23 protein-coding genes and 1 pseudogene are annotated in these 25961 nt (G+C 63.3%); 10 read left to right on the plus strand and 14 right to left on the minus strand.

Annotation, left to right across the window (positions count from 1 at the left end; translation table 11 throughout):
* The 8 genes and pseudogenes from NKI69_RS22565 to NKI69_RS22600 form a co-directional block, all read right to left on the minus strand.
* Positions 1-187: pseudogene (locus NKI69_RS22565) on the minus strand (IS5/IS1182 family transposase); the annotation flags it as partial.
* 171 nt (positions 188-358) lie between these two features.
* The gene (locus NKI69_RS22570; RefSeq protein ID WP_127413902.1) at positions 359-766 is read right to left on the minus strand and encodes a F0F1 ATP synthase subunit epsilon; all 408 of its coding nucleotides are present in this window, start codon (positions 764-766) and stop codon (positions 359-361) included.
* 113 nt (positions 767-879) lie between these two features.
* Entirely contained in the window at positions 880-2487 is a 1608-nt protein-coding gene (atpD, locus tag NKI69_RS22575; protein WP_352554300.1) for a F0F1 ATP synthase subunit beta, read from the minus strand.
* A gap of 70 nt (positions 2488-2557) precedes the next feature.
* A complete protein-coding gene (locus tag NKI69_RS22580; protein WP_127261419.1) occupies positions 2558-3442 on the minus strand; it encodes a F0F1 ATP synthase subunit gamma in 885 nt (294 codons plus the stop codon).
* Between the two features lie 31 nt (positions 3443-3473).
* Positions 3474-5003, minus strand: coding sequence for a F0F1 ATP synthase subunit alpha (atpA, locus tag NKI69_RS22585; RefSeq protein ID WP_023811756.1), 1530 nt, complete (start codon positions 5001-5003; stop codon positions 3474-3476).
* A complete protein-coding gene (locus tag NKI69_RS22590) occupies positions 5003-5563 on the minus strand; it encodes a F0F1 ATP synthase subunit delta (RefSeq protein WP_292567210.1) in 561 nt (186 codons plus the stop codon). The genes atpA and NKI69_RS22590 overlap by 1 nt, the downstream gene beginning before the upstream one ends.
* A 246-nt stretch (positions 5564-5809) precedes the next feature.
* A complete protein-coding gene (locus NKI69_RS22595) occupies positions 5810-6205 on the minus strand; it encodes an AGROH133_08824 family phage infection protein (protein WP_013529034.1) in 396 nt (131 codons plus the stop codon).
* Positions 6206-6299: 94 nt separating this feature from the next.
* Positions 6300-6995 (minus strand): aspartate/glutamate racemase family protein, encoded by a 696-nt coding sequence (locus tag NKI69_RS22600; RefSeq protein WP_023811754.1) that lies wholly within the window; start codon positions 6993-6995, stop codon positions 6300-6302.
* Positions 6996-7061: 66 nt separating this feature from the next.
* Between NKI69_RS22600 and NKI69_RS22605 the strand changes: the two genes are divergently transcribed.
* The gene (locus NKI69_RS22605; RefSeq protein WP_023811753.1) at positions 7062-7307 is read left to right on the plus strand and encodes a type II toxin-antitoxin system Phd/YefM family antitoxin; all 246 of its coding nucleotides are present in this window, start codon (positions 7062-7064) and stop codon (positions 7305-7307) included.
* Positions 7308-7355: 48 nt separating this feature from the next.
* Here NKI69_RS22605 and NKI69_RS22610 read toward each other — a convergent pair whose 3' ends face one another.
* Positions 7356-9539: a primosomal protein N' gene (locus NKI69_RS22610; protein ID WP_023811752.1), complete on the minus strand. Its 2184-nt coding sequence runs from the start codon at positions 9537-9539 to the stop codon at positions 7356-7358.
* 90 nt (positions 9540-9629) lie between these two features.
* Between NKI69_RS22610 and fsa the strand changes: the two genes are divergently transcribed.
* Positions 9630-10286: a fructose-6-phosphate aldolase gene (gene fsa, locus NKI69_RS22615; RefSeq protein WP_023811751.1), complete on the plus strand. Its 657-nt coding sequence runs from the start codon at positions 9630-9632 to the stop codon at positions 10284-10286.
* An 87-nt stretch (positions 10287-10373) separates the two neighbouring features.
* On the opposite strand, the gene NKI69_RS22620 is transcribed toward fsa, so the two are convergent.
* On the minus strand, positions 10374-13058 hold the full coding sequence (locus NKI69_RS22620; protein ID WP_352722551.1) for a DNA translocase FtsK: 2685 nt from the start codon (positions 13056-13058) through the stop codon (positions 10374-10376).
* Between the two features lie 44 nt (positions 13059-13102).
* Here NKI69_RS22620 and NKI69_RS22625 point away from each other — a divergent pair, with 44 nt between their 5' ends.
* Entirely contained in the window at positions 13103-13288 is a 186-nt protein-coding gene (locus tag NKI69_RS22625; RefSeq protein WP_352722552.1) for a hypothetical protein, read from the plus strand.
* 59 nt (positions 13289-13347) lie between these two features.
* On the opposite strand, the gene lptE is transcribed toward NKI69_RS22625, so the two are convergent.
* Both lptE and leuS read right to left on the minus strand, forming a co-directional pair.
* Positions 13348-13926: an LPS assembly lipoprotein LptE gene (gene lptE / locus NKI69_RS22630; protein WP_023811749.1), complete on the minus strand. Its 579-nt coding sequence runs from the start codon at positions 13924-13926 to the stop codon at positions 13348-13350.
* Entirely contained in the window at positions 13913-16537 is a 2625-nt protein-coding gene (gene leuS, locus NKI69_RS22635; protein WP_352722553.1) for a leucine--tRNA ligase, read from the minus strand. Before leuS ends, lptE begins: the two co-directional genes overlap by 14 nt.
* A gap of 155 nt (positions 16538-16692) precedes the next feature.
* Between leuS and NKI69_RS22640 the strand changes: the two genes are divergently transcribed.
* From NKI69_RS22640 to NKI69_RS22650, 3 genes are all read left to right on the plus strand, one after another.
* Positions 16693-17355: a YggS family pyridoxal phosphate-dependent enzyme gene (locus tag NKI69_RS22640; RefSeq protein ID WP_128304066.1), complete on the plus strand. Its 663-nt coding sequence runs from the start codon at positions 16693-16695 to the stop codon at positions 17353-17355.
* Between the two features lie 439 nt (positions 17356-17794).
* A complete protein-coding gene (locus tag NKI69_RS22645) occupies positions 17795-18049 on the plus strand; it encodes a type II toxin-antitoxin system Phd/YefM family antitoxin (RefSeq protein WP_352722554.1) in 255 nt (84 codons plus the stop codon).
* A 177-nt stretch (positions 18050-18226) separates the two neighbouring features.
* Positions 18227-19276, plus strand: coding sequence for an aldo/keto reductase (locus tag NKI69_RS22650; RefSeq protein ID WP_128304067.1), 1050 nt, complete (start codon positions 18227-18229; stop codon positions 19274-19276).
* Positions 19277-19320: 44 nt separating this feature from the next.
* Here the strand turns inward: NKI69_RS22650 and NKI69_RS22655 are convergent, their stop codons facing one another.
* On the minus strand, positions 19321-20229 hold the full coding sequence (locus tag NKI69_RS22655) for a LysR family transcriptional regulator (protein ID WP_023811745.1): 909 nt from the start codon (positions 20227-20229) through the stop codon (positions 19321-19323).
* A gap of 119 nt (positions 20230-20348) precedes the next feature.
* Here NKI69_RS22655 and NKI69_RS22660 point away from each other — a divergent pair, with 119 nt between their 5' ends.
* Together NKI69_RS22660 and NKI69_RS22665 are read left to right on the plus strand one after the other, a co-directional pair.
* Positions 20349-21530: an MFS transporter gene (locus tag NKI69_RS22660; RefSeq protein ID WP_128304068.1), complete on the plus strand. Its 1182-nt coding sequence runs from the start codon at positions 20349-20351 to the stop codon at positions 21528-21530.
* A gap of 52 nt (positions 21531-21582) precedes the next feature.
* Positions 21583-22617, plus strand: a complete 1035-nt coding sequence (locus NKI69_RS22665) for an aldo/keto reductase (protein ID WP_128304069.1) — start codon at positions 21583-21585, stop codon at positions 22615-22617.
* A 58-nt stretch (positions 22618-22675) separates the two neighbouring features.
* Here NKI69_RS22665 and NKI69_RS22670 read toward each other — a convergent pair whose 3' ends face one another.
* Positions 22676-22948: an usg protein gene (locus NKI69_RS22670; RefSeq protein WP_109664371.1), complete on the minus strand. Its 273-nt coding sequence runs from the start codon at positions 22946-22948 to the stop codon at positions 22676-22678.
* A gap of 313 nt (positions 22949-23261) precedes the next feature.
* Between NKI69_RS22670 and acs the strand changes: the two genes are divergently transcribed.
* Positions 23262-25217: an acetate--CoA ligase gene (acs, locus tag NKI69_RS22675; RefSeq protein ID WP_352722555.1), complete on the plus strand. Its 1956-nt coding sequence runs from the start codon at positions 23262-23264 to the stop codon at positions 25215-25217.
* Positions 25217-25960, plus strand: coding sequence for an MOSC domain-containing protein (locus NKI69_RS22680; protein ID WP_352722556.1), 744 nt, complete (start codon positions 25217-25219; stop codon positions 25958-25960). The genes acs and NKI69_RS22680 overlap by 1 nt, the downstream gene beginning before the upstream one ends.
* Position 25961: the final 1 nt, after the last annotated feature.

Genomic DNA, 25961 nt, shown 5'->3' on the forward strand with positions numbered 1-25961 from the left:
TGAACATCACCAACGAATTGTAGGCAGGCCGGCCTGGTCCGGCCGGCGAGCGCAGCCGTGCCAGGATCTTCTCGAAGCGATACCAATTCACCAGCAACGACAACCGGTCCAGGCGACCGCTCCGACCAAGACCCTGCGGCAGCAGAGCCTCCACAAAACTGAACTGACCGCTCGGCTTCGTCGTCATCGCAAGATCCCCGTTTCAAAAACAGGGAACCACATCCACACAATTTTGCAACAGGCCCCTCGTGGGGGAGATGTCCGGCAGGACAGAGGGGGGCGCGAAGGATCGCGACAGAACGCCCGTCCTGCGCGCTACCAATGTGAGGGCATGAATTCCAGAGTCTGCGCTCAGGCCTTACGCCGGCAGGATGGCGCCTTCCAGCGTGGTGAGCTGGCTAAGGAACTGTTCCGCCTTGCTGCGAGCCTCGTCGTCCTTGGCATCAGTGGCGTCTTCCCTGGCTTCCTGGATGCGGCGCGCGAGATCGGCGCGGTCGACATCCTTCACCGCGACAGCCGATTCCGCCAGCAGCGTGCAGCCGGCCGGAACGATGTCGGCGAAACCGCCAAACACCACATAGCGCTCTTCGCCGCCCGCCGCGGTCTTCACGGTGACGACGCCCGGCTTGATCGTGGTCATGACCGGCGCGTGATGCGCCATCACGGTCATCTCGCCCTCGGCGCCCGGAATGACGACGGATTCGACCTGCTCGGAAACAAGCAGGCGCTCCGGCGAGACCAGTTCGAATTTGAAAGCTTCAGCCATGATCAATTTAGTGAGTAGGGAATAGGAACTAGGCAGTAGTAAGTGGTCCTAACCGGCCCACATCACGCAGCTGCTATTCCCTGCTCACTACTGACTACTCCCTATTCCCTAAATTAAGCCGCTTCAGCCGCCAGGCGCTGTGCCTTCTCGACCGCTTCCTCGATGCCGCCGACCATGTAGAAGGCGGCTTCGGGAAGGTGATCGTAGTCGCCGTTGCAGAGGCCCTTGAAGCCCTTGATGGTGTCGGCGAGATCGACCAGCTTGCCCGGCGCGCCGGTGAACACTTCGGCGACGAAGAAGGGCTGCGACAGGAAGCGCTCGATCTTGCGGGCGCGGGCCACGGTCTGCTTGTCCTCTTCCGACAGCTCGTCCATGCCCAGGATGGCGATGATGTCCTGCAGCGACTTGTAGCGCTGGAGGATCGACTGCACCTGGCGCGCGACGCCATAATGCTCGTCGCCGACGACCAGCGGGTCGAGCATGCGCGAGGTCGAATCCAGCGGATCGACGGCCGGATAGATGCCCTTTTCGGCGATGGCGCGGTTGAGCGTCGTCGTCGCGTCAAGGTGGGCGAACGAGGTCGCCGGCGCCGGATCGGTCAAGTCGTCGGCGGGCACATAGATGGCCTGCACGGACGTGATCGAGCCCTTGGTGGTTGTGGTGATGCGTTCCTGCAGCGCGCCCATGTCGGTGGCGAGCGTCGGCTGATAGCCGACGGCCGACGGGATGCGGCCGAGCAGAGCCGACACTTCCGAACCCGCTTGCGTGAAGCGGAAGATGTTGTCGACGAAGAACAGCACGTCCTGGCCCTGGTCGCGGAAATATTCGGCAACCGTCAGGCCGGTCAGGCCGACGCGGGCGCGCGCGCCCGGCGGCTCGTTCATCTGGCCATAGACGAGTGCGGCCTTGGAGCCCTCGCCGCCGCCCTTCTTGTTGACGCCGGATTCGATGAACTCGTGATAGAGATCGTTGCCTTCGCGGGTGCGCTCGCCGACGCCGGCGAACACCGAGTAGCCGCCATGCGCCTTGGCGATGTTGTTGATCAGTTCCTGGATCAGCACGGTCTTGCCGACGCCGGCGCCGCCGAACAGGCCGATCTTGCCGCCCTTGGCGTAGGGAGCCAGCAGGTCGAGCACCTTGATGCCGGTGATCAGGATCTGGGCTTCCGTCGACTGCTCGACATAGGTCGGAGCCGGCTGGTGGATGGAGCGCATTTCGGTTGCGTCGACCGGGCCTTCTTCGTCGACCGGCTCGCCGATGACGTTGATGATGCGGCCGAGCATGCCCGGGCCGACCGGCACGGTGATCGGCGCGCCGGTGTCACGCACTTCCTGGCCGCGAACCAGACCTTCGGTCGAGTCCATGGCGATGCAGCGCACAGTGTTTTCACCCAGGTGCTGGGCGACTTCGAGCACCAGTCGGTTGCCGACATTGGTGGTCTCGAGCGCGTTCAGGATCGCCGGCAGGTGATCGCCGAACTGCACGTCGACAACGGCGCCGATGACCTGGCGGACCTTGCCGACAACGCCGGTTGCCTTGCTGGCCACTGCCGATGTCTTGGCAGCGGCGGCCTTCGCCGGTGCTGCCGCCTTGGCCGGGGCAGCCTTCGCGGCTGCTGCTGGAGCCTTTGCCGCCTTCGCGGGGGCTGCGGTTTTCGCGGCTGCGGCCTTGGGGGCTGCCGTCTTGGATGTCGCCTTCTGGGGGGTCGCTGCTTTCGCCATCGTCTTTACCCTTTTTCGTCCTTTGTTTCTCACGCGGTCCGATCGCGGGTCGATGACCCGCGAACCACGCCTAGAGCGCCTCGGCGCCCGAAATGATTTCGATCAGTTCCTTGGTGATCTGCGCCTGCCGCTGGCGGTTATAGGTGATCGACAGCTTGTTGATCATGTCGCCGGCGTTGCGCGTCGCATTGTCCATGGCGCTCATCTTGGCGCCCATTTCGCCGGCCACATTTTCGAGCAGCGCCCGGAAAACCTGCACGGAGATGTTGCGCGGAATGAGGTCGGAGAGGATTTCGCCCGGCTCCGGCTCATATTCGTAGACGGCGTTGCCGCCATCGATCGCCTCGGCCGGAGCCGAAGCAACGCCGGCCGGAATGATCTGCTGCGCGGTCGGGATCTGGCTGATCACCGACTTGAACTGCGAATAGAACAGCGTGCAGATGTCGAAGCCGCCCTCGTTGAAGAGGTGGATGACCTTCTTGGCGATCGCATCGGCATTGACGAAGCCGAGTGTCTTGACCTCGCGCAGATCGACGCGGTCGATGATCATCGACGCATAGTCGCGGCGCAGGATGTCGAAACCCTTCTTGCCGACGCAGATGATCTTGACCTGCTTGCCGTCCGCCAAAAGCTTGCGGATATGGTCGCGGGCAAGGCGGGCGATCTGCGAATTGAAGCCGCCGCACAGGCCGCGCTCGGCGGTGCAGACGACGAGCAGATGCACGTCGTCCTTGCCGGTGCCGGTCATCAGCGCCGGGGCATCGCCGCCGCCGCCGATGGCCTGGGTGATGTTGGCCAGCACGGAACCCATGCGCTCCGAATAGGGGCGCGCCGCTTCCGCAGCCTCTTGCGCACGGCGCAGCTTCGCCGCGGCGACCATCTGCATCGCCTTGGTGATCTTCTGCGTCGCCTTGACCGAGGCGATACGGTTACGAAGGTCTTTTAATGAAGGCATGCTTCAAACCTGATCCCGTCTTGCAATTCGCTCAGGCGAAGGTCTTGGCGAAAGCGTCGATCTCGGCCTTCAGCTTGGCGCGCAGATCGTCCGACAGCGCCTTTTCCTTGCGGATGGCATCGAGGACGTCCTTGCCGGCCGAACGCATGTGGCTGAGCAGGCCATGCTCGAACTTGCCGACCTGGTTGACCGGCAGCTTGTCGAGATAGCCGTTGACGCCGGCGAAGATCACCGCGACCTGCTCTTCCGTCTTCAGCGGCGAGAACTGCGGCTGCTTCAGGAGTTCGGTCAGGCGCGATCCGCGGTTGAGCAGGCGCTGCGTGGCGGCGTCGAGATCGGAGCCGAACTGCGCGAAGGCCGCCATTTCGCGGTACTGCGCGAGCTCGCCCTTGATCGAGCCGGCAACCTGCTTCATCGCCTTGATTTGCGCGGCCGAACCGACGCGGCTGACCGACAGGCCGACGTTCACCGCAGGACGAATGCCCTGGAAGAACAGGTTGGTTTCGAGGAAGATCTGGCCGTCGGTGATCGAGATCACGTTGGTCGGGATGTAGGCCGACACGTCGTTGGCCTGCGTTTCGATGATCGGCAGCGCGGTCAGCGAACCACCGCCCAGATCGTCGTTGAGCTTGGCGGCGCGCTCGAGCAGGCGCGAGTGCAGGTAGAAGACGTCGCCCGGATAGGCTTCGCGGCCCGGCGGGCGGCGCAGCAGCAGCGACATCTGGCGATAGGCGACGGCCTGCTTCGACAGATCGTCATAGCTGATCAGCGCGTGCATGCCATTGTCGCGGAAGTATTCGCCCATGGTGGCGCCGGCGAACGGCGCCAGGAACTGCATCGGTGCCGGATCGGAAGCGGTGGCGGCGACGATGATCGAGTATTCGAGCGCGCCGCGCTCTTCCAGCACCTTGACGAACTGCGCGACGGTCGAGCGCTTCTGGCCGACGGCGACGTAGACGCAGTAGAGCTTTTCCTTCTCGGGGCCGTTGTCGTGCACCGATTTCTGGTTGAGCATGGTGTCGAGGATGATGGCGGTCTTGCCGGTCTGGCGATCGCCGATGACCAGCTCGCGCTGGCCGCGGCCAACCGGGATCAGCGCATCGATGGCCTTGAGGCCGGTCGACATCGGCTCGTTCACCGACTTGCGCGGGATGATGCCGGGCGCCTTGACGTCGACGCGCTTGCGTTCGACTGCCTTGATCGGACCCTTGCCGTCGATCGGATTGCCGAGCGCGTCGACGACGCGGCCGAGCAGGCCGGGGCCGACGGGAACGTCGACGATGGCGCCGGTGCGCTTGACGATGTCGCCTTCCTTGATGTCGCGGTCGGCGCCGAAGATGACGACGCCGACATTGTCGGCTTCGAGGTTGAGCGCCATGCCGCGGATGCCGCCGGGAAACTCGACCATTTCGCCGGCCTGGACATTGTCGAGGCCGTAGACGCGGGCGATACCGTCACCGACGGACAACACCTGTCCGACTTCGGAGACCTCGGCCTCCTTGCCGAAATTCTTGATCTGGTCTTTCAGAATTGCGGAAATTTCCGCGGCGCGGATGTCCATCAGCCGACCTCTTTCAGTGCAAGCTTGAGCGAATTGAGTTTGGTTTTGAGCGACGTATCAATCTGGCGCGAGCCCATCTTGACCACCAGCCCGCCGAGCAGCGACGGATCGACGGTGACGGAGATAGCCACGTCCTTGCCGGCAACGCTCTTCAGCGCCGCCTTGAGTTCGGTCTGCTGGGCAGCCGTCAGTTCGTGAGCCGACGTCACTTCAGCAGCGGTCTCGCCACGATGTTCGGCTGATATCTGACGGAACGCCCTGATCATGCCGGGAATGGCGAACAGCCGGCGGTTGCGGGCGACGACGCGCAGGAAATTGCCAGTGAGGCCGGCAATCCCGGCCTTGTCGGCGATTGCCGCGATGGCCTTCGCCTGGTCCTCGCTGGAGAACACCGGGCTGTTGATCAGCCGGGTAAGGTCGGCGCTGCCCGCGAGCATGACTTCGAAGCTGTTGAGGTCGGCTTCGACCTTGGCCACGGAATTTGCCTGCAGGGCGAGTTCGAACAGCGAACCCGCATAGCGTTCTGCGACACCTGAGATTGGCGATGACGATTGAGCCACGGACCGTCTTTTCTCTTGTCTGACAGGCCGTAGATTGTTGGCGCGAGCAAAAACTCTGGCTAAATCTTTGACCTTACTGCATTTTTTCGAGCACGGAGGCGCGGCTTCCGCTATCCCCGGCCGAAAGTCGATTGCCGTCTAGCACAGGCATTTTAAGACCGCAATGCGTCGTTCCGCATGGTTTTCAGGCACTATTGTCGCATCCGGGGAAAGTCACCCGTCTTCCATCGCGGAATACCCAACGATTCAAGGCAGAAAGCCGAAGGCAAAGGCGAGCGGCAACGCCGCCAGGACCAATTCCAGCACAATGGAAACCCAATTGAAAGGCGTGTTGGCGCCATCAGACATCATCGACAGCAGCCGGCCGAAGGCGGTGAACAACCAGGAAAAGCCGAGCGCCATGTAGATCAGCGGCTGCGCCAGAAGGATACAGCACAGGCCGACACCGAGATAAAAGCCCGACATCCTGCCGCGCCCCTCGGCGATCGCGGCAGCCTTCTCTGGCTTGACCTGCAAGCGCAGGGCACGGAAGGCGAGACCAGGTGCCAGAAAAAACAAAAGACCGAGCAGCACGGTGAAGACGGCGCTCGACCAGGCCAGCCATTCGCCCTGGCTCGTCGGCCATGGAAGCGCAAAATCCATCTCGTCCCCTCGAAATGCCTGTTTTGAAATTCCGGGCATTCTAGCGAAGGAAAGAAAGGACGCCAGATGGAGTCCGGCAATTTGCGGAAGCCTGTCAGCCCAGCGTGAATTCGACCGCCGCCTCGGCATGGATGCGCGTTGTGTCGAAGACCGGAACGTCGAAGTCCTGCTGGCCGATGAGCATGGTGATCTCGGTGCAGCCCATGATGACGCTGTCGGCCGCCTCTTCGCGGCGCAGGCGCTCGGTCTCGGCTATGTAAGCCGCCTTTGAAGTCTCCTTGACGATGCCTTGGCACAGTTCCTCATAGATGACACGATGGACCATGTCGCGCCCGGCCGCATCCGGCACCACAGGGCTCAATCCAAATCTGTCGGCGAGCCGGCCCTTGTAGAAGTCCTGCTCCATGGTGAAGCGCGTCGCCAGCAGCGCCGGCCGCTGCATGCCGGCGCGCTTGACCGCCACCGCCGTGGCGTCGGCGATGTGGATCAGCGGGATCGACACCGACGCCTGCACCTCATCGGCCAGCCTGTGCATGGTGTTGGTGCACAAAAGCAGACCTTCCGCGCCGCCGGCCTCGAGTTTGCGCGCTGCTTCGACGAGAAGCACGCCGGCGCCGTCCCAGTCGCCGTGATGCTGCCGCTCGGCGATCTCTGCAAAATCGAAGGACCACAGCAGGAGTTTGGCAGAATGCAAGCCGCCCAGCCGCTCGCGCACGATCTCGTTGAGCAGGCGATAGTAGATGGCGGTCGATTCCCAGCTCATGCCGCCCAGAAGGCCGAGGGTTTTCATAAGGGCTGTTCCTTTTCCTGGGCGATCCCCGATACTATAAACACATGAGAGCATAAGGAGGTCGCAGTGAAAACTGTTGAGCTTCGGCAGGCCAAGGTGGGGCTCTCGGCAATCGTCGGGGCCGCAGGAAACGGCGAGCCAACCATTATCACGAGAAACGGCAAGCCGACCGCCATGGTCATTCCGGTTGCTGAGGGGCGAAAGCTTTATCCGCAAGACAGCCAGAAAAACTTCGGGGACTTTTTGCTTCGGTATCCGGGCGGCATCGAACTTGAGCGAAATGAATCGCCATTGAGGGACGTCGAATTTTGATCCGCTCTCTATAAGCTCATTTACCGAGAGTGGCCGGCGGCGTTCAACTCACAAAAAGCTCTGCGGATCAATATCGACCTGCACCCTGACCGAACCGCGCTGTTTTGGCCCGTTGGCCAGCATGGCCCTGATAAAACCTTGCATATCGGCGCGCCGCTCGCCCTGGATCAGCAGGCGGAAGCGATGGCGGCCGCCGAGCAGTGACAGCGGCGCCTCCGCCGGGCCGAGCACGAACAAATCCGTCGCCTCGGGCGCGGCGCGGCGCAGGCCACGTGCATGGCCTTCGGCTTCAGCCCGCGTCACCGCACTAACGATGACGCCTGCGAGCCGGCCGAAGGGCGGCAGTGCGGCCCGTTCGCGCTCGGCGATCTCACGTTCGTAAAACGCCTCGGCGTCGCCCGAGACGATCGCCCGCATCACCGGGTGGTCGGGCTGAAAAGTCTGCAGCAGGCCAAGGCTCTTCTTGCCGGTGCGGCCGGCGCGGCCGGTGACCTGGCTGAGCAGCTGAAATGTGCGCTCGGCGGCGCGCGGATCGCCATTGGCAAGGCCAAGATCGGCATCGACGACGCCGACCAGGGTCATGTTGGGAAAGTTGTGGCCCTTGGCGACGAGCTGCGTGCCGATGACGATGTCGGCCTCGCCATCGGCGATCGCCTCCAGCTCCAGCCGCAGCCGCCTTACGCCGCCCATCAGGTCCGACGACAAGACGATGGTGCGCGCGTCGGGAAAATGCGTAACGACCTCTTCGGCGATCCGCTCGACACCTGGCCCGCAGGCGACCAGATGATCGAGCGTGCCGCATTCCGGGCAGGCTTCGGGGCGGCGCTCATTGTGCCCGCAATGATGGCAGACCAGCTGGCCGCGAAAACGATGCTCGACCAGCCAGGCCGAGCAGACCGGGCAGCCGAAGCGGTGGCCGCAGACCCGGCACAGCGTCAGCGGCGCATAGCCGCGCCGGTTGAGGAACAGCAGCGACTGCTCCTGCCTCTCCAGCGTCTGGCGCATCTGGTCGAGCAGCACCGGCGACAGGAAACCGCCACGCGCCGGCGGCGCGCGCCGCATGTCGACCGCCTTCAGATGCGGAAGCGCCGCCTCGGCGAAGCGAGCGGAAAGCACCGCTCTGTTGTATTTACCTTGGCTGGCATTGACCCGGCTTTCAACCGATGGCGTCGCCGACGCCAGCACGACCGGAAAGCTGCCGATATGGCCGCGCACCACCGCCATATCGCGCGCATTGTAGAAGACGCGGTCCTCCTGCTTGTAGGCAGGGTCGTGCTCCTCGTCGACGACGATCAGGCCAAGCTCCTTGAACGGCAGGAACAGCGCCGAACGCGCACCGGCGACGACCCGCACGCCGCCTTCCGCCACTTGCCGCCAAACCCGCTCGCGCATCCGCGGCGGCAGGTCGGAATGCCATTCACCCGGCTTGGCGCCGAAGCGCTGCTGGAAGCGCTCGAGAAAGGCATGCGTCAGCGCGATTTCCGGCAGCAGGATCAGCACCTGCCTGCCCTGGTCGAGCGCAGCCGCCACCGCTTCGAAATAAACCTCCGTCTTACCTGATCCGGTGACGCCGTCGAGCAGCGCGACGTTGAACACGCCGGCTGCGACATTGGCGCGCAGCATCTGCGCCGCGGCGCTCTGGTCCGGCATCAGTTCCGGTGTGGCGTAGGCGGGATCGGGCGCGGCCACCACCGGGCGCGGCGGGATCATCACGGTCTCGAACACGCCTTGCGCCCTCAGGCCGTCGATCACCGTCGACGACACGCCGGCGGCGTGAGCGAGGCCGGAGCGCGTCCAGGCAAGGCCGCCTTCGGCCGTCTCCAGCACGCGCTGCCTGGCGCTCGTCATCCGGTCGGGTGCGAGAAGCGTGCGCTGCAATCCCTCGATCCACGGTTCGGGGTCGAAAGCCTCCGGCGCCCTGAGCAGCATGCGCGCCACCATGCCCGGCGGCGACAGCGTGTACTGCGCCACCCAGTCGACGAAGCGGCGCATCGCGCGGTCGATCGGCGGGCAGTCGAAAACCTGTTCGATGGGGCGCAGCTTTTTCGCGTCGACCTTCTCGACCGCGCCATCCCAGACGATGCCGGCGACCTGGCGCGGACCGAGCGGCACGCGCACGATCGAGCCCGGCACCACGCGCATGCCGGCCGGCACGGCATAGGTGTAGGGGCGTTCGGCGGGCATCGGCACCAGCACCGGTGCGGCTGCGACAAAGGGCGAATCTTCGATCATGAGGCGTGACCTTGCCCTGACTTTGGTCTAGATCAAAGGCCGACCCCGAATGTGCATGACATGCACATGAAAATCTTCAGGAGACCCGCCATGAAATTTTTTGTCGACACCGCCGACGTCAAGGATATCCGTGAGCTGAACGATCTGGGGCTGCTCGACGGCGTCACCACCAATCCGTCGCTGATCCTCAAATCCGGCGGCAAGATCGCCGAGGTCACCAAAGAGATTTGCGACATCGTCAAGGGTCCGGTCTCGGCTGAAGTCACCGCCACCGAATATTCCGAGATGATGCAGCAGGCCAAGGTTCTGGCCAAGATCGCCGACAATGTCTGCATCAAGGTGCCGCTGACGCTGGACGGGCTCAAGGCCTGCAAGACGATCCGCACCGAGATGAACCGCCTGGTCAACGTCACGCTGTGCTTTTCGGCCAACCAGGCGCTGCTGGCGGCCAAGGCCGGTGCCTCGTTCATCTCGCCCTTCGTCGGCCGCGTCGACGACATCGGCATCGACGGCATGGAGCTGATCCAGGAGATCAGGCAGATCTACGACAATTACGATTTCCAGACCGAGATCCTGGTCGCTTCGGTGCGCACCGTGAACCATGTCAAGCAGGCGGCACTCATCGGCGCCGATGTCGTGACCGCGCCGCCGGCGACCCTGAAGGCACTGGTCAAGCACCCGCTGACCGACAAGGGCCTGGAACAGTTCCTTGCCGACTGGGCAAAAACCGGCCAGAAGATCGGCTGAGAATGGCGATCGGCTAAAGCCAATTCGCTTGTGATGAAAAGGCCGGGCAACCGGCCTTTTTCATGTGCGCTCCAAGCAGACTGCCGCTCAATCCGCGCCGTCACCCTCGGGCGCGCTCGCCGGCTGGCGCCGGCCCATGATGATTTCGCGCTTGCCGACATGGTTGGGTGTGCCGACCAGGCCTTCCTTTTCCATACGCTCGACCAGGGACGCAGCGCGGTTGTAGCCGATGCCGAGGCGCCGCTGGATGTAGGACGTCGAGCATTTCTTGTCGCGCACCACCACCTTCACCGCCTCGTCGTAGATCGCGTCGCTGTCTTCGGCTGCAACGGATCCCTTGTCGAAGACCGTGCCCTGATCGTCTTCGATTTCTTCCTCGTCCTCATCGGCCGTCACGGTTTCCAGATATTCAGGGCGCCCTTGCGCCTTGAGATGCGCGACGACATGCTCGACCTCCGCGTCGGAAACAAACGGCCCATGCACGCGGGAAATGCGCCCGCCGCCCATCATGTGCAGCATGTCGCCCTGGCCAAGCAATTGTTCGGCGCCTTGCTCGCCCAGGATTGTGCGGCTGTCGATCTTCGATGTCACCTGGAAGGAAATCCGGGTTGGAAAGTTGGCCTTGATCGTGCCCGTGATGACATCGACCGAGGGGCGCTGCGTTGCCATGATCAGGTGAATGCCGGCAGCGCGCGCCATCTGCGCCAGTCGCTGGATCGCGCCTTCGATCTCCTTGCCGGCGACCATCATCAGGTCGGCCATCTCGTCGACGATGACGACAATGTAGGGCATCGGCGCAAGGTCGATTTCCTGCTGTTCGAAAAGCGGTTCGCCGGTGCCCTTTTCGAAGCCGGTCTGCACGGTCATGACGACCGTCTCGCCCTTGTCGCGGGCAGCGGCGGCACGCTCGTTGTAGCCGTCGATGTTGCGCACACCGAGCCGCGCCATCTTGCGATACCGGTCCTCCATCTCGCGCACCGCCCATTTGAGCGCCGTCACGGCTTTCTTGGGATCCGTGACGACGGGCGTCAGCAGATGCGGGATGCCGTCATAGACGGAGAGTTCAAGCATCTTGGGATCGACCATGATCAGCCGGCATTCTTCCGGCTTCAGCCGGTAGAGCAATGACAGGATCATGGTGTTGATGGCAACCGACTTGCCGGAGCCGGTGGTTCCGGCCACCAGCAAATGCGGCATCTTCGCCAGCTCGGCGATGACCGGCTCGCCGCCGATCGTCTTGCCGAGACAAAGCGCCAGCTTGCAGCTGGTCTTGCGAAAGCCTTCCGATTCGATCAGCTCCCGGAAATAGACGGTTTCGCGCATCTCGTTCGGGAGCTCGATGCCGATGACGTTGCGGCCAGGCACGACGGCGACCCGCGCCGAAATCGCCGACATGGAGCGGGCGATATCGTCGGCAAGCCCGATGACGCGAGAAGATTTGACGCCCGGCGCCGGCTCGAACTCATAGAGCGTGACGACCGGGCCTGGGCGAACATGAATGATCTCGCCACGCACGCCGAAGTCCTCGAGCACGCTTTCCAGCAGATCGGCGTTCTGCTCGAGCCGCTCCTGCGACATGTAGAAGCCTTGTCCCTCCGGTGGCTGCTGCAACAGCTCTTCCGAGGGAAGCTCATAGGGATCGCCCGGGGTTGACAGCAAGACCTTTCCAGCCCCAGGCAAGCGCGCGGAGCGGGCGCCAACGGCCCCGGCAGGGACGTTCACACTTGGCGCGGCCGACACGGAAACGGCATCGCTTTTGGCGGCTGGGATTGCGACAGCCTGGACCGGCGACGGCGCATTGCTCGCCGGCACGCCAGGTTGGGCGACGGTCCGGTTCGAATTGGCCGGCCAAACATCCGGCAACGGCTTCAAGACCTGGCCCGGAAGGCAGTCGATGACACGAAACAATGCGGTGGCATCGGTCCCTGTCGTCGGGCGAATGTCGATCGGCATAGTGGTCACTGGCGCCACGGCGACCGGTGCAGGCGACGCTGGACCGGTCTGCCGGGCCGGCGACGAAACGTCGACCAGATAGGGTGCCATGGCCTCGAAGAAGGCATGATCCGAAAGATATGGCCAGCGCAGCCTTTCGGAAGTGGTCGTTTTGGCGCCCGGAGCAACGGACGCACGCGCGGATGCCCGTGCCGTAGCGACCGACCTCGGCGGCACCGGCGCAACGGCTGGCACCTTCTCCCTGGCGCGCCCCGGGGCAACAAAAGCAGCAGCCGGCGGTGATGACCCTTGCGAGGCGTGGCCGGCCAGCGGCTGGGAAGCAGGGCTTTTCACCGAAGCCGGCAATGCCAGTAGCGAAGGCGCGGAGGACGCCCCGTTGATCATGGATTGAGCAACGGCTTGCTCTGCTGGGCGCGTCGCGGCGTGTTCGACAACACGCTCGTGCGGCGGACGATGCTTCCTGGCCTCATAGTCCGGCGTGCGTGTAAAACGCACGTTGGGTGCAAGGAAGAAATATTCCTGCCAGGCAGGGCTCTCGATATCGCCGATTTTCGAAGGCGTATCGTCCGAGCCACCCCGCGGCTCCATATAGGGCCGCTTGTTGCCGCCGAGATCGACCACCGGTGCGGAATAGCCGGCCCGGCGTGTGGTGGGCTGCCGGCCGTCCGGCTCCTTGCGAGCCGGACGATCAAGGTCGCCTGCCGCGGAAGAACTTCGCTGACCACCCCTGTCGCCGATGCTCTCCAAGCGCTTCCCCTCGGGGCCATCAGGCAATGCAGCCGTCGATAAATTGACCCGGGAAAAACGCTTGGCTTCCATTCTCAAGACTCACTTTGAAATGTCTGCCGAGCAATAGGGAGCGAGTGGTTAACAGTTGCTTCCCGGATGGATCGCCGACCATCCTGGGCACCAAAATCTTCCTGGTGGTCTGCGACCGACACGGCACGATCGTCGTCTCGCTGCATCCACGCTGGTGGCGCGATCTACTCGCCGTGCCGCAGCAGATCGATGGGTCTTCGGACAATCTCTGTTCGAGAATCTGGTCATGATCCCGCGATCACCCCATCATGCCTGGAGCCAGACCGTTTCCGTGGAGCGATGAGGTGCGCTAGCCGGTCTTGCCGTGCCGGACAAGGTCCTGGGCAATGGACAGCTGCAGCGCTTCCGCCAACTCTCGCGCAGCGCGATTCTCGGCGTCGATCTGCGCCCGGTATGCGGCGAATTCCTGACGCGGCCTGTCGAAGGACGAGGTGATCGAACGCTTGCCGGATGCGATCACCACGCCGGTCTTCGCATCGGCCAGCGTATAGCTGCCGGTCAGCGTCACGGAACCGGCGGTCGGTTCGTCTTCATCCGTTCCGACCTGCACGAGTGCCGCGGACTCGACCGCTTCGGTCACGCCGAGATTGAGCGAATATGCCGGCGAGGCCGGCTCGCCGGCGCCTCGTCCAAACCCGAAAATCAGATTGTTGCGCACCTGTTGGCCGTAACGCGTATTGACCGGCTTGATGCCGATCAACGCCAGTTCGGCACTGGCACTGGCCTGCGAACCCGACAGTGGCGCGCTCGAATAGAGCGGCCGCACCGTGCAGGCCGAGACAAGCGCGAGCGAACCTATCAGGCCGGCAAGCGCTATGCGGCGCAGCAAATGGCTCAACTCTGTCTTTTCCCGATCAGGCAACGACATTGACGATCCTCTGCGGCACGATGATCACCTTGCGCGGAGCCTTCCCTTCGAGTGCTTTCTGCACGAAGTCGAGAGCCAATACCGCTTTTTCGACCGCACCTTGGTCCGCGTCGCGGGCAATTGTCAAATCCCCCCGCTTCTTGCCGTTGACCTGTACCGGATAGGTGACTTCGTTGTCGACGACCAGCGCCGGATCGAAGACCGGCCAAAGCCGTTCGGCAACGAGATCGGTGCCGCCAAGCGCTGCCCAGCACTCCTCGGCCAGATGCGGCATGACCGGCGCTATCAGATGCACGAGAATCTCCACCGCCTGCCGGCAGGCGCCTTTCAGCGCTGCATCGGCCTTGCCTTCGGCCACCTCGTTGAGCGGCGTGGTCAGCGCGTTGGCCAGTTCGTAGATGCGGGCGATGGCGCGGTTGAAGGCGAGCTTCTCGATATCCTCTCCGACCGCCTTCAGGATCTTGTGCGCGGCCTTGGAAACCACCGCGGCCTCACCGCTGCTGGCCGCCACGGGCTTGATGCCGGCCAGTGTTTCGGCCGCCGTCGACACCAGGCGCCAGATGCGCTGGATGAAGCGATGCGCACCGGCAGCGCCATCGTCGGTCCACTCGACATCGCGCTCGGGAGGAGAATCCGACAGCATGAACCAGCGCGCCGTATCGGCGCCGTAGCCATCGGTGATGTCTTCCGGGCTCACCGTGTTCTTCTTCGATTTCGACATCTTTTCCAGCGGACCGATGGTGACGGCCTCGCCGGTGGCGATGTCGATGGCGCTGCGCTTGCCGTCGACATCCTCCAGCCGAACTTCGGTGGGCGCCAGCCAGCGGCCATTCGATGCCGAGCCGACGCGATAGGTTTCGTGCACCACCATGCCTTGCGTGAACAGGCCCTTGAACGGCTCGGCCAGATCGACATGGCCGGCCTCGCGCATGGCGCGGGTGAAGAAGCGCGAATAGAGCAGATGCAGGATCGCGTGCTCGATCCCGCCAATATACTGGTCGACCGGCAGCCATTCGTTGGCCGCCTTGGGATCGGTCGGTTCATGCGCCCACGGCGCGGTGAAGCGGGCGAAGTACCACGACGAATCGACGAACGTGTCCATCGTGTCGGTTTCGCGCCGCGCATCCCTGCCGCATTGCGGACATTTCACATGGCGCCATGTCGGATGCCGGTCGAGCGGATTGCCCGGGCGATCGAAATCGACATCGTCGGGCAGCTTCACCGGCAGGTCCGCCTTCGGCACCGGCACCACGCCGCAACCCTCGCAATGAATCATCGGGATCGGGCATCCCCAGTAGCGCTGGCGCGAAATGCCCCAGTCACGCAGGCGGAAATTCACCTTGCGCTCGGCCATCGGCCGGTTGCCGATCGTCTTCTGCTCCAGCAGTTTGGCGACCTCGTCGAAAGCCTGATCCGGCTTCATGCCGTCGAGAAAGCGCGAATTGATCATCACGCCGTCATCGACATAGGCTTCATCGATGATCTGGAACGTCGCCGGATTCTCGCCTTCCGGCATCACCACCGGAATCACCGGCAGGCCGTATTTGTTGGCGAAGTCGAGGTCGCGCTGGTCGCCGGACGGACAGCCGAAAATGGCGCCGGTGCCGTATTCCATCAGCACGAAATTGGCGACATAGACAGGCAGCGTCCAGTTGTCGTCAAACGGATGGACGACGCGGATGCCGGTGTCGAAACCCTTCTTCTCAGCTGTCTCCAGCGCCGCCACCGAGGTGCCCATATGGCCGATATCCTCGATGAACTTCGCCAGCGCCGGATTGTCCGCAGCGGCCTTCTTGGCCAACGGATGATCGGCGGCGACAGCCATGAAGGAAGCGCCGAAGATGGTGTCGGGCCTTGTCGTATAGACTTCCAGCTCATGCTCGCCATCAGAGGCGTCGGCCAGAGGCCAGCGGATCAGCAGGCCTTCCGAGCGGCCGATCCAGTTCTGCTGCATCAGCTTCACTTTTTCCGGCCATTCGTCGAGGCCGTCGAGCGAATCCAGCAGATCCTGGGCGAAGTCGGTGATCTTGAAGAACCACTGCGTCAGTTCGCGCTGTTCGACCAGCGCGCCCGAGCGCCAGCCGCGTCCATCGATGACCTGCTCGTTGGCGAGCACCGTCATGTCCTCCGGATCCCAGTTGACCTTGGAGGATTTGCGCGTCACCAGCCCCTTCTCGACAAAATCGAGGAACAGCATCTGCTGGCGGTGGTAATAGTCGACGTCACAGGTGGCGAATTCGCGCGCCCAGTCCAGCGACAGGCCCATGACCTTGAGCTGCTCGCGCATGGTGGCGATGTTCTGGTAGGTCCACTCCTTGGGATGGACCTTGTTCTGCATCGCCGCGTTTTCGGCCGGCATGCCGAAGGCGTCCCAGCCCATCGGATGCAGCACGTTGAAGCCCTTGGCCCGTTTGTAGCGCGCCACCACATCGCCCATCGTGTAATTGCGGGTATGACCGATATGGATGCGCCCCGACGGATAGGGGAACATCTCCAGCACATAGTATTTCGGGCGCGGATCGTCATTGTGCGCTTCGAACAGCTTCTTGGCGTCCCAGGCCTTCTGCCATTTGGGCTCTGACGCGCGCGGATTGTATCGTTCGGTTGCCATGGGACGTTTTTCACTTAAAAGCAGGCGCGAACTGCGGGCGATGGCTCGGCAGTTCAGGGAATGTGGTCCGGGTGTTCACCATGGTTTGGCAAACCCGTCAACCATATGGGTATCGCGTCTGACAAAAACGCCGGTCAAAACAGCAGGATTTGCATATGGGTGACGCCGTTCAGCAATTTTTTGCGGTCAAGGCGAAGATCGCCGCCGCCGAGCGCGAGGCCGGCCGCGAAGCCGGCGTCGTGACGCTGGTCGCGGTCTCAAAGACCTTCGACGCTGCCGACATCGGCCCGGTCATCGAGGCCGGCCAGCGCGTCTTCGGCGAGAACCGCGTGCAGGAGGCGCAAGGCAAATGGCCTGATCTGAAGGACGCATTTCCCGACATCGAACTGCATCTGATCGGCCCGCTGCAATCCAACAAGGCCAAGGAGGCTGTGGCGCTGTTCGACGTCATCGAGACGATCGATCGCGAGAAGATCGCCGCCGAACTGGCCAAGGAGATCGCCAGGCAGGGCCGCGCACCGAAGCTCTACGTCCAGGTCAACACCGGCTCCGAGCCGCAGAAGGCAGGCATCGAGCCCCGCGACGCCGTGGCCTTTGTCGCCCGCTGCCGCGACGTGCATGGCCTCGCCATCGAGGGCCTGATGTGCATCCCGCCGGCCGATGAGAACCCCGGCCCGCACTTCGCGCTGTTGGAAAAGCTCGGCAAGGAAGCCGGCGTCGCCAAACTCTCGATGGGCATGTCCGGCGACTACGAGACGGCGATCGCCTTCGGCGCCACCAGCGTGCGGGTGGGCTCGGCGATCTTCGGCAGCCGATAGTTCCGATGCACAGACCGGTCTCTAGTCGCTAAATTCCGACATATTCGATTGGCTGCAGGCCACCACACCTTCGTCATCCTAGGGCGGAGCGACGCGAAGCGGAGCGCAGACCCTAGGATCCATGCCGTGACGACAAGGAAAATGCAGCGGTGCAGAATTCTGTTCCGCTGCATTCTTCGGCAGATGTCGCGGCATGGATCCTCGGGTCTGCGCTGCGTCGCTGCGCTCCTTGCTCCGCCCGTGGATGACGACGAGAGAGATGTTTAGGCCAATCCCCGAGGTTTGCGATCTGCCGCCGAAAGAGGCTATAGATTCTCGCTGCCAATAGCTTCCAACCCATGTCGAGGAACTAGCGAACACATCTGTTCGAGCGGAAACCCTGCCATGCTTCAACGGCATCTGGTATATGACTAGCGAAGCCATCTAGCGAGTAGTGCCCTTGAACTGGCATCTTAAGGACGCGAAGAACAATCTGTCGAAACTCGTACGGCAGGCGCGGGAACAAGGGCCACAAACCATCACGGTGCGCGGAAAGCCAACTGCTGTCGTACTCTCCCCCGAGGACTACGACCGGCTGGTCGGCGCAACACCTTCGCTTGCGGAATATCTTCTCTCAGGTCCCGTGTGGGATGACGACTTCGTCGAGGAGGTCAATCGCCGCCCGAAGACGAAGATCCGATTTATAGACTTATAATCCGCATACTCATGCGAACCTCGTTCGGTGAATGCAGCGGGCGCTTTTCTGATGGCGGCATTAGATGCGGTGAGGGATTATAGGCCAACTCGGCGGGCTCGTTGAGCCAGCAATTGGAAACGAAACGTACCGTTCCTATTTGCTTTGCGTCATCACAAACTCTCTGGAGCCGCCACCATGCGTTACAATCAGCTTGGAAATACGGGGATGTTCGTCTCCGAAATCTGCCTCGGCACCATGACCTTCGGTGCTGCCGGTGAAAATGCCCAATGGGGCCTGATCGCCAGTCTCGACCAGAGGGGCGTCAACGAGATCGTTGCCCATTCGCTCGCCGCCGGCGTCAATTTCTTCGATACGGCCGACGTCTACTCCTTTGGCGAATCCGAACGGCTGCTCGGCCAGTCGCTCAGGGATCTCGGCGTGAACAGGCAGAATGTGGTCATCGCCACCAAAGCCCACGGCGCCATGGGCGACGGTCCGAACCAGCGCGGCTCTTCACGCGGCCACATCATGGATTCGGTCGATGCCAGCCTGAAGCGGCTGCAACTCGACCATATCGATCTTTACCAGCTGCACGGCACCGACACCGTGACGCCGATCGACGAAACGCTGCGGGCGCTCGACGATCTCGTTGCCAGCGGCAAGGTTCGCTATGTCGGCGTCTCCAACTGGGCGGCATGGCGCATCGCCAAGGCGCTCGGCATCGCCGAGCGCAAGGGCTTTGCCCGTTTCGAGACCGTGCAGTCCTACTATTCGATCGCCGGCCGCGACCTCGAGCGCGAGATCGTGCCGCTGCTCAACGAGGAGAAGCTCGGCCTGATGGTGTGGTCGCCGATGGCCGGTGGCCTGCTCTCCGGCAAGTACGGCCCCGGCGCGCCCGGCAATGGCGAAGGCCGCCGCGCGTCCTTCAACTTCCCGCCGGTCAATGAGGACCGTGCCTGGGCGACCGTTACCGTCATGCGCGAAATCGCCAAAAAGCATGATGTCAGCGTCGCCACGGTGGCGCTCGGCTATGTCCTGGCCAAGCCCTTCGTGATGAGCGTCATCATCGGCGCCAGCCGCATGGAGCAGCTGGAGCAGAACCTTGCCGCGACGGAAGTGAAGCTCGACAGCGACGATCTGCTTCGTCTCGACGAGGTCAGCGCCCTGCCGTCCGAATATCCCGGCTGGATGCTGGAGCGCCAGGCAGCGGGCCGCCGCCCGGCGCCGTTCACGCCGAAAGCATAAATACAGCCCACGCTGACATCCCGGGAGCCGTGGCTCCCGGGATGTCAGGTCAGCCGGACGCTCTCACCCAGAAAATCGAGAAAGGCACGCACCCGCGCCGGCAGATGCCGGCCCTGGCCGACATAGACGGCGTGGGTGGGCTCCTCGTCACCGGGATTGAATGCCTCCAGCAGCGACACCAGCCGACCGGCGGCGATATCGGCCGCCACATGCCAGTGGGCCAGCCGGGCGACGCCCGCGCCCGCCAGCGCCATCAGCCGCATCGCCTCGCCATCGCTGACCAGCGTGTTGCCGGTGATGGGAACCATGATGGCGCGGCCGTCCGCGTCGAGGAACGGCCAGCCATCGATATGCCTGACGAACCCGAAGCCCATGCGGTTGTGCCTGTCGAGATCCGCTGGCGTCAGCGGCGTGCCGTGCGCCTCCAGATAGGAAGGTGCTGCAACGACGACCACCGGGCTTTGCCCGAGCTTGCGCGCCACCAGCCGTGACTCACTCAGCGGCCCGGCACGGATGGCGACATCGGCCCGTTCCGCCATCAGGTCGATGACGCTGTCGGTCAGCACCAGATCGACTGAGATTTCGGGGTAGCGTTCGAGGAACCGAGGCAGAAGCGGGATCAGCCGGTGCACTCCGAAGGGCACGTAGCTGTTGACGCGCAGCCTTCCGCGCGGTGAAGCACCCGCCGCTGCCTCCTGCTCGGCCGCCGCCATGTCGGCGAGGATGCGCAGGCCGCTGTCGTAGAAGGCTGTGCCTTCCGGCGTCAGTTGCAGCTTTCGCGTCGAACGGCTGACCAGCCGCGCGCCAAGCCGGGCCTCCAGCCGCGCGATCAGCTTGCTCACCGCCGATGGCGTCATGCGCAAGGCGCGTGCGGCAGAGGAAAAACTGCCTTCCTCGACAACGCGCACGAACACTTCGATCTCACCGGAGCGATTGATGTCGGGTCTGGCCATTTGTGAATCTATTTCACAGAAAATGTGCCCAAGGCAAGTCTGGTTCACAATGCGTCGCAGCACGATCTCACGGGTCGGGGCGCGGGACGGCGCTCTTCCTCATCGAAGTGGAAATCGCCATGCCTCTTGCTCTTTACGCCCTTGCCGCCGGTGCCTTCGGCATCGGCGTCACCGAATTTGTCATCATGGGTCTGCTGCTCGATGTCAGCAAGGATCTCGGCGTTTCGATCACGGCCGCCGGCCAGCTCATTTCGGGCTATGCGCTCGGCGTCGTCATCGGCGCGCCCCTGCTGACCATCGCCACCGGCAACTGGCCACGCAAGACCGTGCTTCTGGCGCTGATGGCGATCTTCACGCTTGGCAATCTCGCCTGTGCACTGGCGCCCGACTACTGGACGCTGATGGGCGCCCGCATCATCACCGCCTTCGCCCATGGCACCTTCTTCGGCGTCGGCTCTGTCGTCGCCACCGGGCTGGTCGCGCCCAACAGACAAGCCTCGGCGATCGCGCTGATGTTCACTGGGCTCACCATCGCCAACATCCTCGGCGTACCCTTCGGCACCTGGCTCGGCCAGGCCTTCGGCTGGCGGGCGACCTTCTGGGCGGTGACACTGGTCGGTCTGGCGGCCTTCGCCGTCATCCTGGCTCTGGTGCCGCGCAGCCGAACAGCGCCCGAAAAGAGCGATCTGCGCGCCGATCTCGCCGTTTTGCGCCGCACGCCTGTCCTGCTCGGTCTTGCCACCACCGTGCTCGGCTATGCCGGTGTCTTCGCCGTCTTCACCTATATCGCGCCGCTGCTGACCGAGATCAGCGGCTTTAAGGAAGCGGCCGTGTCGCCGATCCTGCTCGTCTTCGGTGGCGGCCTCATTGCCGGCAACTTGCTTGGCGGCAAGGTCGCCGACCGCTGGCTGGTGCCGGCCGTGCTGGGCAGTCTCGTGGTGCTGGCCCTGGTGCTCGCCACCATGACCTTCGCCATCCACAGCCAGGTGATGGCCGTCATCTATGTCGGTCTGCTCGGGGCCGCCGCCTTCGCCACCGTGGCGCCGCTGCAAATGTGGGTGCTGGAAAAGGCACAAGGTGCCGGCCAGAGCCTCGCCTCGTCCTTCAACATCGCCGCCTTCAATCTCGGCAATGCGGCAGGTGCCTGGCTTGGTGGTGCGGTGATTGCCCATGGCCTTGGCCTGGGCTCACTCACCTGGGTCGCCGCCCTGCTGCCGCTCGCGGCACTCGGTGTGGCGGGGCTGGCGCTGCGTCTCGATCGCACCGCCACGCTCGGCGAGCCTGCCTCCATCCGGTCGTGACCGTCCTCTGCAAACCCGCTTTCCACACCCTTCATTCCACAGGAGCAAAAAGATGGACTACCGACGTCTCGGTGCATCGGGCCTGAAAGTGCCCGCACTCTCATTTGGCGCGGGAACCTTTGGCGGTTCCGGCCCGCTGTTCGGCGCCTGGGGCAACAGCGACGCCAGGGAAGCGCGGCGGCTGATCGACATCTGCCTGGAGGCCGGCGTCAATCTGTTCGATACTGCCGACGTCTATTCGAACGGCGCCTCGGAAGAGGTGCTTGGCGAAGCGATAAAAGGCCGCCGCGATGCCGTGCTGATCTCGACCAAGACCGCGCTGCCGATGGGCGATGGGCCGGCCGACTATGGCTCGTCTCGGTCGCGGCTGATCAGATCCGTGGATGATGCGCTGAGGCGCCTCGGCACCGATTACATCGACCTGTTGCAACTGCACGCTTTCGACGCCGGGACGCCGATCGAGGAGGTCTTGTCGACGCTGGACGAACTCGTGCGCGCCGGCAAGCTGCGCTATGTCGGCGTCTCCAATTTCTCCGGCTGGCAGGTGATGAAGTCGTTGGCGCAAGCCGACAGCCAAGGCTATCCACGCTATGTCGCGCATCAGGTCTACTATTCGCTGGTCGGGCGCGACTATGAATGGGAGCTGATGCCGCTCGGCCTCGACCAGGGCGTCGGCGCGCTGGTGTGGAGCCCGCTTGGCTGGGGCCGCCTGACCGGCAAGATCCGCCGTGGCCAGTCCTTGCCGGAAAAGAGCCGGCTGCACGACACGGCAAGCTTCGGACCGCCGGTCGAGGACGAGCATCTCTATCGGGTGATGGATGCGCTCGATGCGGTGGCGCTGGAAACCGGCAAGACCGTGCCGCAGATCGCCATCAACTGGCTGCTGCAGCGTCCGACTGTTTCCTCCGTCATCATCGGCGCCCGCAACGAAGAACAGCTGCGCCAGAACCTCGGCGCCGTCGGCTGGAATTTGACGCCGGAGCAGATCAGGAAACTCGACGCGGCAAGCGAAGTCACCGCGCCCTACCCGTACTTCCCGTATCGGCGGCAGGAAGGCTTTGCCCGGCTCAATCCGCCGGTGGTGTGAGCACTGGCGTTGAAGCTGCCAATCTCCCCCCTTGCGGGGGAGATCGGTTGTACCGCGTTCAGTGCAGCACGAACTCACCATCCACCTTGCGCCATTCATTCGGCGCGATCAGCTTCTGGTGGGTGTAGCTGATCGAATGCAGCGGCCCGTCCAGCTTGGCCTTCCAGAACTCGATGAACTTGATCAGTACCGGAAATTGTGGCGCCAGATCGTAGTCCTGCCAGATGAAGCTCTGCAACAGATGCGGATGATCGGGAAAGTGATAGAGAATCTTGGCCGTGGTCAGGCCATAGCCTTTGAGCATCAGGTCCATTTCGGAATGGTCGCGCATGGCAGTCCCCCTTGGGCGGTCCTGGTTGAGTCTCCTTTCCTCCCAACGTCAGAGTGTGCGCGCCGTTGCTTAACTGTCTATTGATTTTTCCTGATCGAAAACGGGTTTTCCGCGCGAAAACATGCAGTTAGCAGCGACGCTGATCGAGTGCTGACAGCGGCGGGAAAAACACCTGCGGCATCCCGCCGCGCGAATCCAACGTCTAATGTTGCCGTAACGGCGGAACTGGTAATAATGCCGCCGAATTCGCGGCCGTGTCGCTGCGATCCCGCCGGCATTTCAAGCCGGCGATTGTTCGGGAGGAAAGTCAGGAATGTCCGAGGTTCATGTCCATCGCGTCCAGCCGGCGTGGAAGAAAAACGCGCTGATCGACAATGACACCTACCTGAAATGGTATGCCGACAGCCTCAAGAACCCGGACAAATTCTGGGGCAAGCACGGCAAGCGGATCGACTGGTTCAAGCCCTTCAGCAAGGTCAAGAACGCCTCCTTCGACGGCAAGGTCTCGATCAAATGGTTCGAGGACGGACTGACCAATGTCTCCTACAACTGCATCGACCGGCACCTGAAGAAGCGCGGCAACCAGACCGCCATCATCTGGGAAGGTGACAATCCCTACGACGACAAGAAGATCACCTATAACGAGCTCTACGAGCATGTCTGCCGGCTCGCCAATGTGATGAAGAAACACGGCGTCAAGAAAGGCGACCGCGTCACCATCTACATGCCGATGATCCCGGAAGCCGCCTATGCGATGCTGGCCTGCACGCGTATCGGCGCCGTCCATTCGATCGTCTTCGGCGGTTTCTCGCCGGATGCGCTGGCCGGCCGCATCGACGACTGCAAGTCGACCTTCGTCATCACATCAGATGAAGGCCTGCGCGGCGGCAAGCCGATCCCTTTGAAGGAAAACACCGACAAGGCGATCGAGATCGCCGCGAAGGCCGGAACGAAAGTCGAAAAGGTGGTGGTCGTGCGCCGCACCGGCGGCAAGACCGGCTGGGTTCCCGGCCGCGACGTCTGGTACCACGACGAGATCGCGACGGTGAAAGCCGAATGCAAGCCCGAGAAGATGAAGGCCGAGGACCCGCTGTTCATCCTTTACACATCGGGCTCGACCGGCAAGCCGAAGGGCGTGCTGCACACCACCGCCGGCTATCTCGTCTACGTCTCGATGACGCACCAATATGTCTTCGACTACCATGACGGCGACATCTACTGGTGCACCGCCGATGTCGGCTGGGTCACCGGCCACAGCTACATCGTCTATGGCCCGCTCGCCAACGGCGCCACCACGCTGATGTTCGAAGGCGTGCCGAACTACCCGTCGCAGTCGCGCTTCTGGGAAGTCATCGACAAGCACAAGGTCAATATCTTCTACACCGCGCCGACGGCATTGCGCGCGCTGATGGGCGCCGGCGATGCGCACGTAAAGAAGACGTCGCGCAAGTCGCTGCGCGTGCTGGGTTCGGTCGGCGAGCCTATCAATCCGGAAGCCTGGGAGTGGTATTTCAACATCGTCGGCAACGGCAAGGTTCCGATCGTCGACACATGGTGGCAGACCGAGACCGGCGGCATCCTGATCACGCCGCTGCCGGGCGCCACCGACCTCAAGGCGGGTTCGGCGACACGGCCCTTCTTCGGCGTCAAGCCGCAGCTGGTCGACAGCGAGGGCAAGGTGCTGGAAGGTGCGGCCGACGGCAATCTGTGCATCACCGATTCTTGGCCCGGCCAGATGCGCACCGTCTATGGCGACCACGACCGCTTCGTGCAGACCTATTTTTCGACCTACAAGGGCAAGTACTTCACCGGTGACGGCTGTCGCCGCGACGCCGACGGCTATTACTGGATCACCGGCCGCGTCGACGACGTCATCAACGTCTCCGGCCATCGCATGGGCACGGCCGAGGTCGAATCCGCACTGGTCAGCCACGACAAGGTTTCGGAAGCCGCCGTCGTCGGCTATCCGCACGACATCAAGGGCCAGGGCATCTACTGCTACGTCACGCTGATGGCCGGCGAGCAGCCTAGCGAGGAACTGCGCAAGGAGCTGGTTGCCCATGTCCGCAAGGAGATCGGCGCCATCGCTTCGCCCGACAAGCTCCAGTTCGCGCCAGGCCTGCCGAAGACGCGTTCCGGCAAGATCATGCGCCGCATCCTGCGCAAGATCGCAGAGGACGATTTCTCCGCCCTCGGCGATACCTCGACGCTCGCCGACCCGGCCGTCGTCGAAGACCTGATCGCCAACCGGCAGAACAAGAAGAGCTGATGCAGGCCGCGCTCGGCACTGTCAGTGAGCTTTGGCGCTATCCGGCGAGTTCGCTTGCCGGCGAGCGCCGGGAGACAATCTCGGTCGACATCAAGAGCATTAAGGGCGACCGCATGTTCGGCCTTGTCGACGCGTCCGACAATGAGATCGCGCGACCGGACCGCGACCCGAAATGGCACAAGGTGCCGCGCATCCGCACCCGGCTGTCGCCGACCCTGGAACTCGAGATTGCCGTTCCCGGGGGCGACTGGCTGGCTGCGCCAAGTATCGAGAGCGACCGCGCGGTGTCGGCCTATCTCGGCTTCGAGGCCTCGATCCGGCCGTTTCGCCGCGAGAATGCCGCACCCAGCTATTCCGGCCCGCTGACCGCGGAGCGCTACCGCAAGGCGCCCATCCATCTGTTGACCACCGCCTCGCTGGCACGGCTCAAAACGTTGCATCCGGAAGGGGTCGCCGACCCACGCCGCTTCCGCCCCAACATCGTCGTCGACATGGCGGCAATCGAAGGGTCGTTTCCCGAAACGGAATGGATCGGCCGCAAGCTTGCCGTCGGCGATCTCCTGCTGACCATCTCGGAACCCTGCCGCCGCTGCGGTTTCACCATCGTCGCCCAGGATGGCTTCGATCATGATCCGGCGATCCTGCGCAAGCTTGTCCGCCATAACGCCCACAATCTCGGGGTCTATTGCACGGTCGACCGGCCGGCGCGCGTCGAAGTCGGCGACGCGATGCGCTTCCTGTAAG

This window comes from Mesorhizobium sp. M0491, from assembly GCF_040321265.1.
Classification (GTDB): Bacteria; Pseudomonadota; Alphaproteobacteria; order Rhizobiales; family Rhizobiaceae; genus Mesorhizobium.

Bases quoted from the DNA above. Each gene is read 5' to 3' on its own strand.
- NKI69_RS22670 (WP_109664371.1), bottom strand. From the start codon at position 22,948: ATGCGCGACCATTCCGAAATGGACCTGATGCTCAAAGGCTATGGCCTG.
- NKI69_RS22680 (WP_352722556.1), top strand. From the start codon at position 25,217: ATGCAGGCCGCGCTCGGCACTGTCAGTGAGCTTTGGCGCTATCCGGCG.
- atpD (WP_352554300.1), bottom strand. From the start codon at position 2,487: ATGGCGAAAGCAGCGACCCCCCAGAAGGCGACATCCAAGACGGCAGCC.
- NKI69_RS22610 (WP_023811752.1), bottom strand. From the start codon at position 9,539: ATGATCGAAGATTCGCCCTTTGTCGCAGCCGCACCGGTGCTGGTGCCG.
- NKI69_RS22580 (WP_127261419.1), bottom strand. From the start codon at position 3,442: ATGCCTTCATTAAAAGACCTTCGTAACCGTATCGCCTCGGTCAAGGCG.
- fsa (WP_023811751.1), top strand. From the start codon at position 9,630: ATGAAATTTTTTGTCGACACCGCCGACGTCAAGGATATCCGTGAGCTG.
- leuS (WP_352722553.1), bottom strand. From the start codon at position 16,537: ATGGCAACCGAACGATACAATCCGCGCGCGTCAGAGCCCAAATGGCAG.
- NKI69_RS22570 (WP_127413902.1), bottom strand. From the start codon at position 766: ATGGCTGAAGCTTTCAAATTCGAACTGGTCTCGCCGGAGCGCCTGCTT.
- atpA (WP_023811756.1), bottom strand. From the start codon at position 5,003: ATGGACATCCGCGCCGCGGAAATTTCCGCAATTCTGAAAGACCAGATC.
- NKI69_RS22620 (WP_352722551.1), bottom strand. From the start codon at position 13,058: ATGGAAGCCAAGCGTTTTTCCCGGGTCAATTTATCGACGGCTGCATTG.
- NKI69_RS22660 (WP_128304068.1), top strand. From the start codon at position 20,349: ATGCCTCTTGCTCTTTACGCCCTTGCCGCCGGTGCCTTCGGCATCGGC.
- acs (WP_352722555.1), top strand. From the start codon at position 23,262: ATGTCCGAGGTTCATGTCCATCGCGTCCAGCCGGCGTGGAAGAAAAAC.
- NKI69_RS22665 (WP_128304069.1), top strand. From the start codon at position 21,583: ATGGACTACCGACGTCTCGGTGCATCGGGCCTGAAAGTGCCCGCACTC.
- NKI69_RS22640 (WP_128304066.1), top strand. From the start codon at position 16,693: ATGGGTGACGCCGTTCAGCAATTTTTTGCGGTCAAGGCGAAGATCGCC.
- NKI69_RS22655 (WP_023811745.1), bottom strand. From the start codon at position 20,229: ATGGCCAGACCCGACATCAATCGCTCCGGTGAGATCGAAGTGTTCGTG.
- NKI69_RS22595 (WP_013529034.1), bottom strand. From the start codon at position 6,205: ATGGATTTTGCGCTTCCATGGCCGACGAGCCAGGGCGAATGGCTGGCC.
- NKI69_RS22600 (WP_023811754.1), bottom strand. From the start codon at position 6,995: ATGAAAACCCTCGGCCTTCTGGGCGGCATGAGCTGGGAATCGACCGCC.
- NKI69_RS22650 (WP_128304067.1), top strand. From the start codon at position 18,227: ATGCGTTACAATCAGCTTGGAAATACGGGGATGTTCGTCTCCGAAATC.
- lptE (WP_023811749.1), bottom strand. From the start codon at position 13,926: ATGTCGTTGCCTGATCGGGAAAAGACAGAGTTGAGCCATTTGCTGCGC.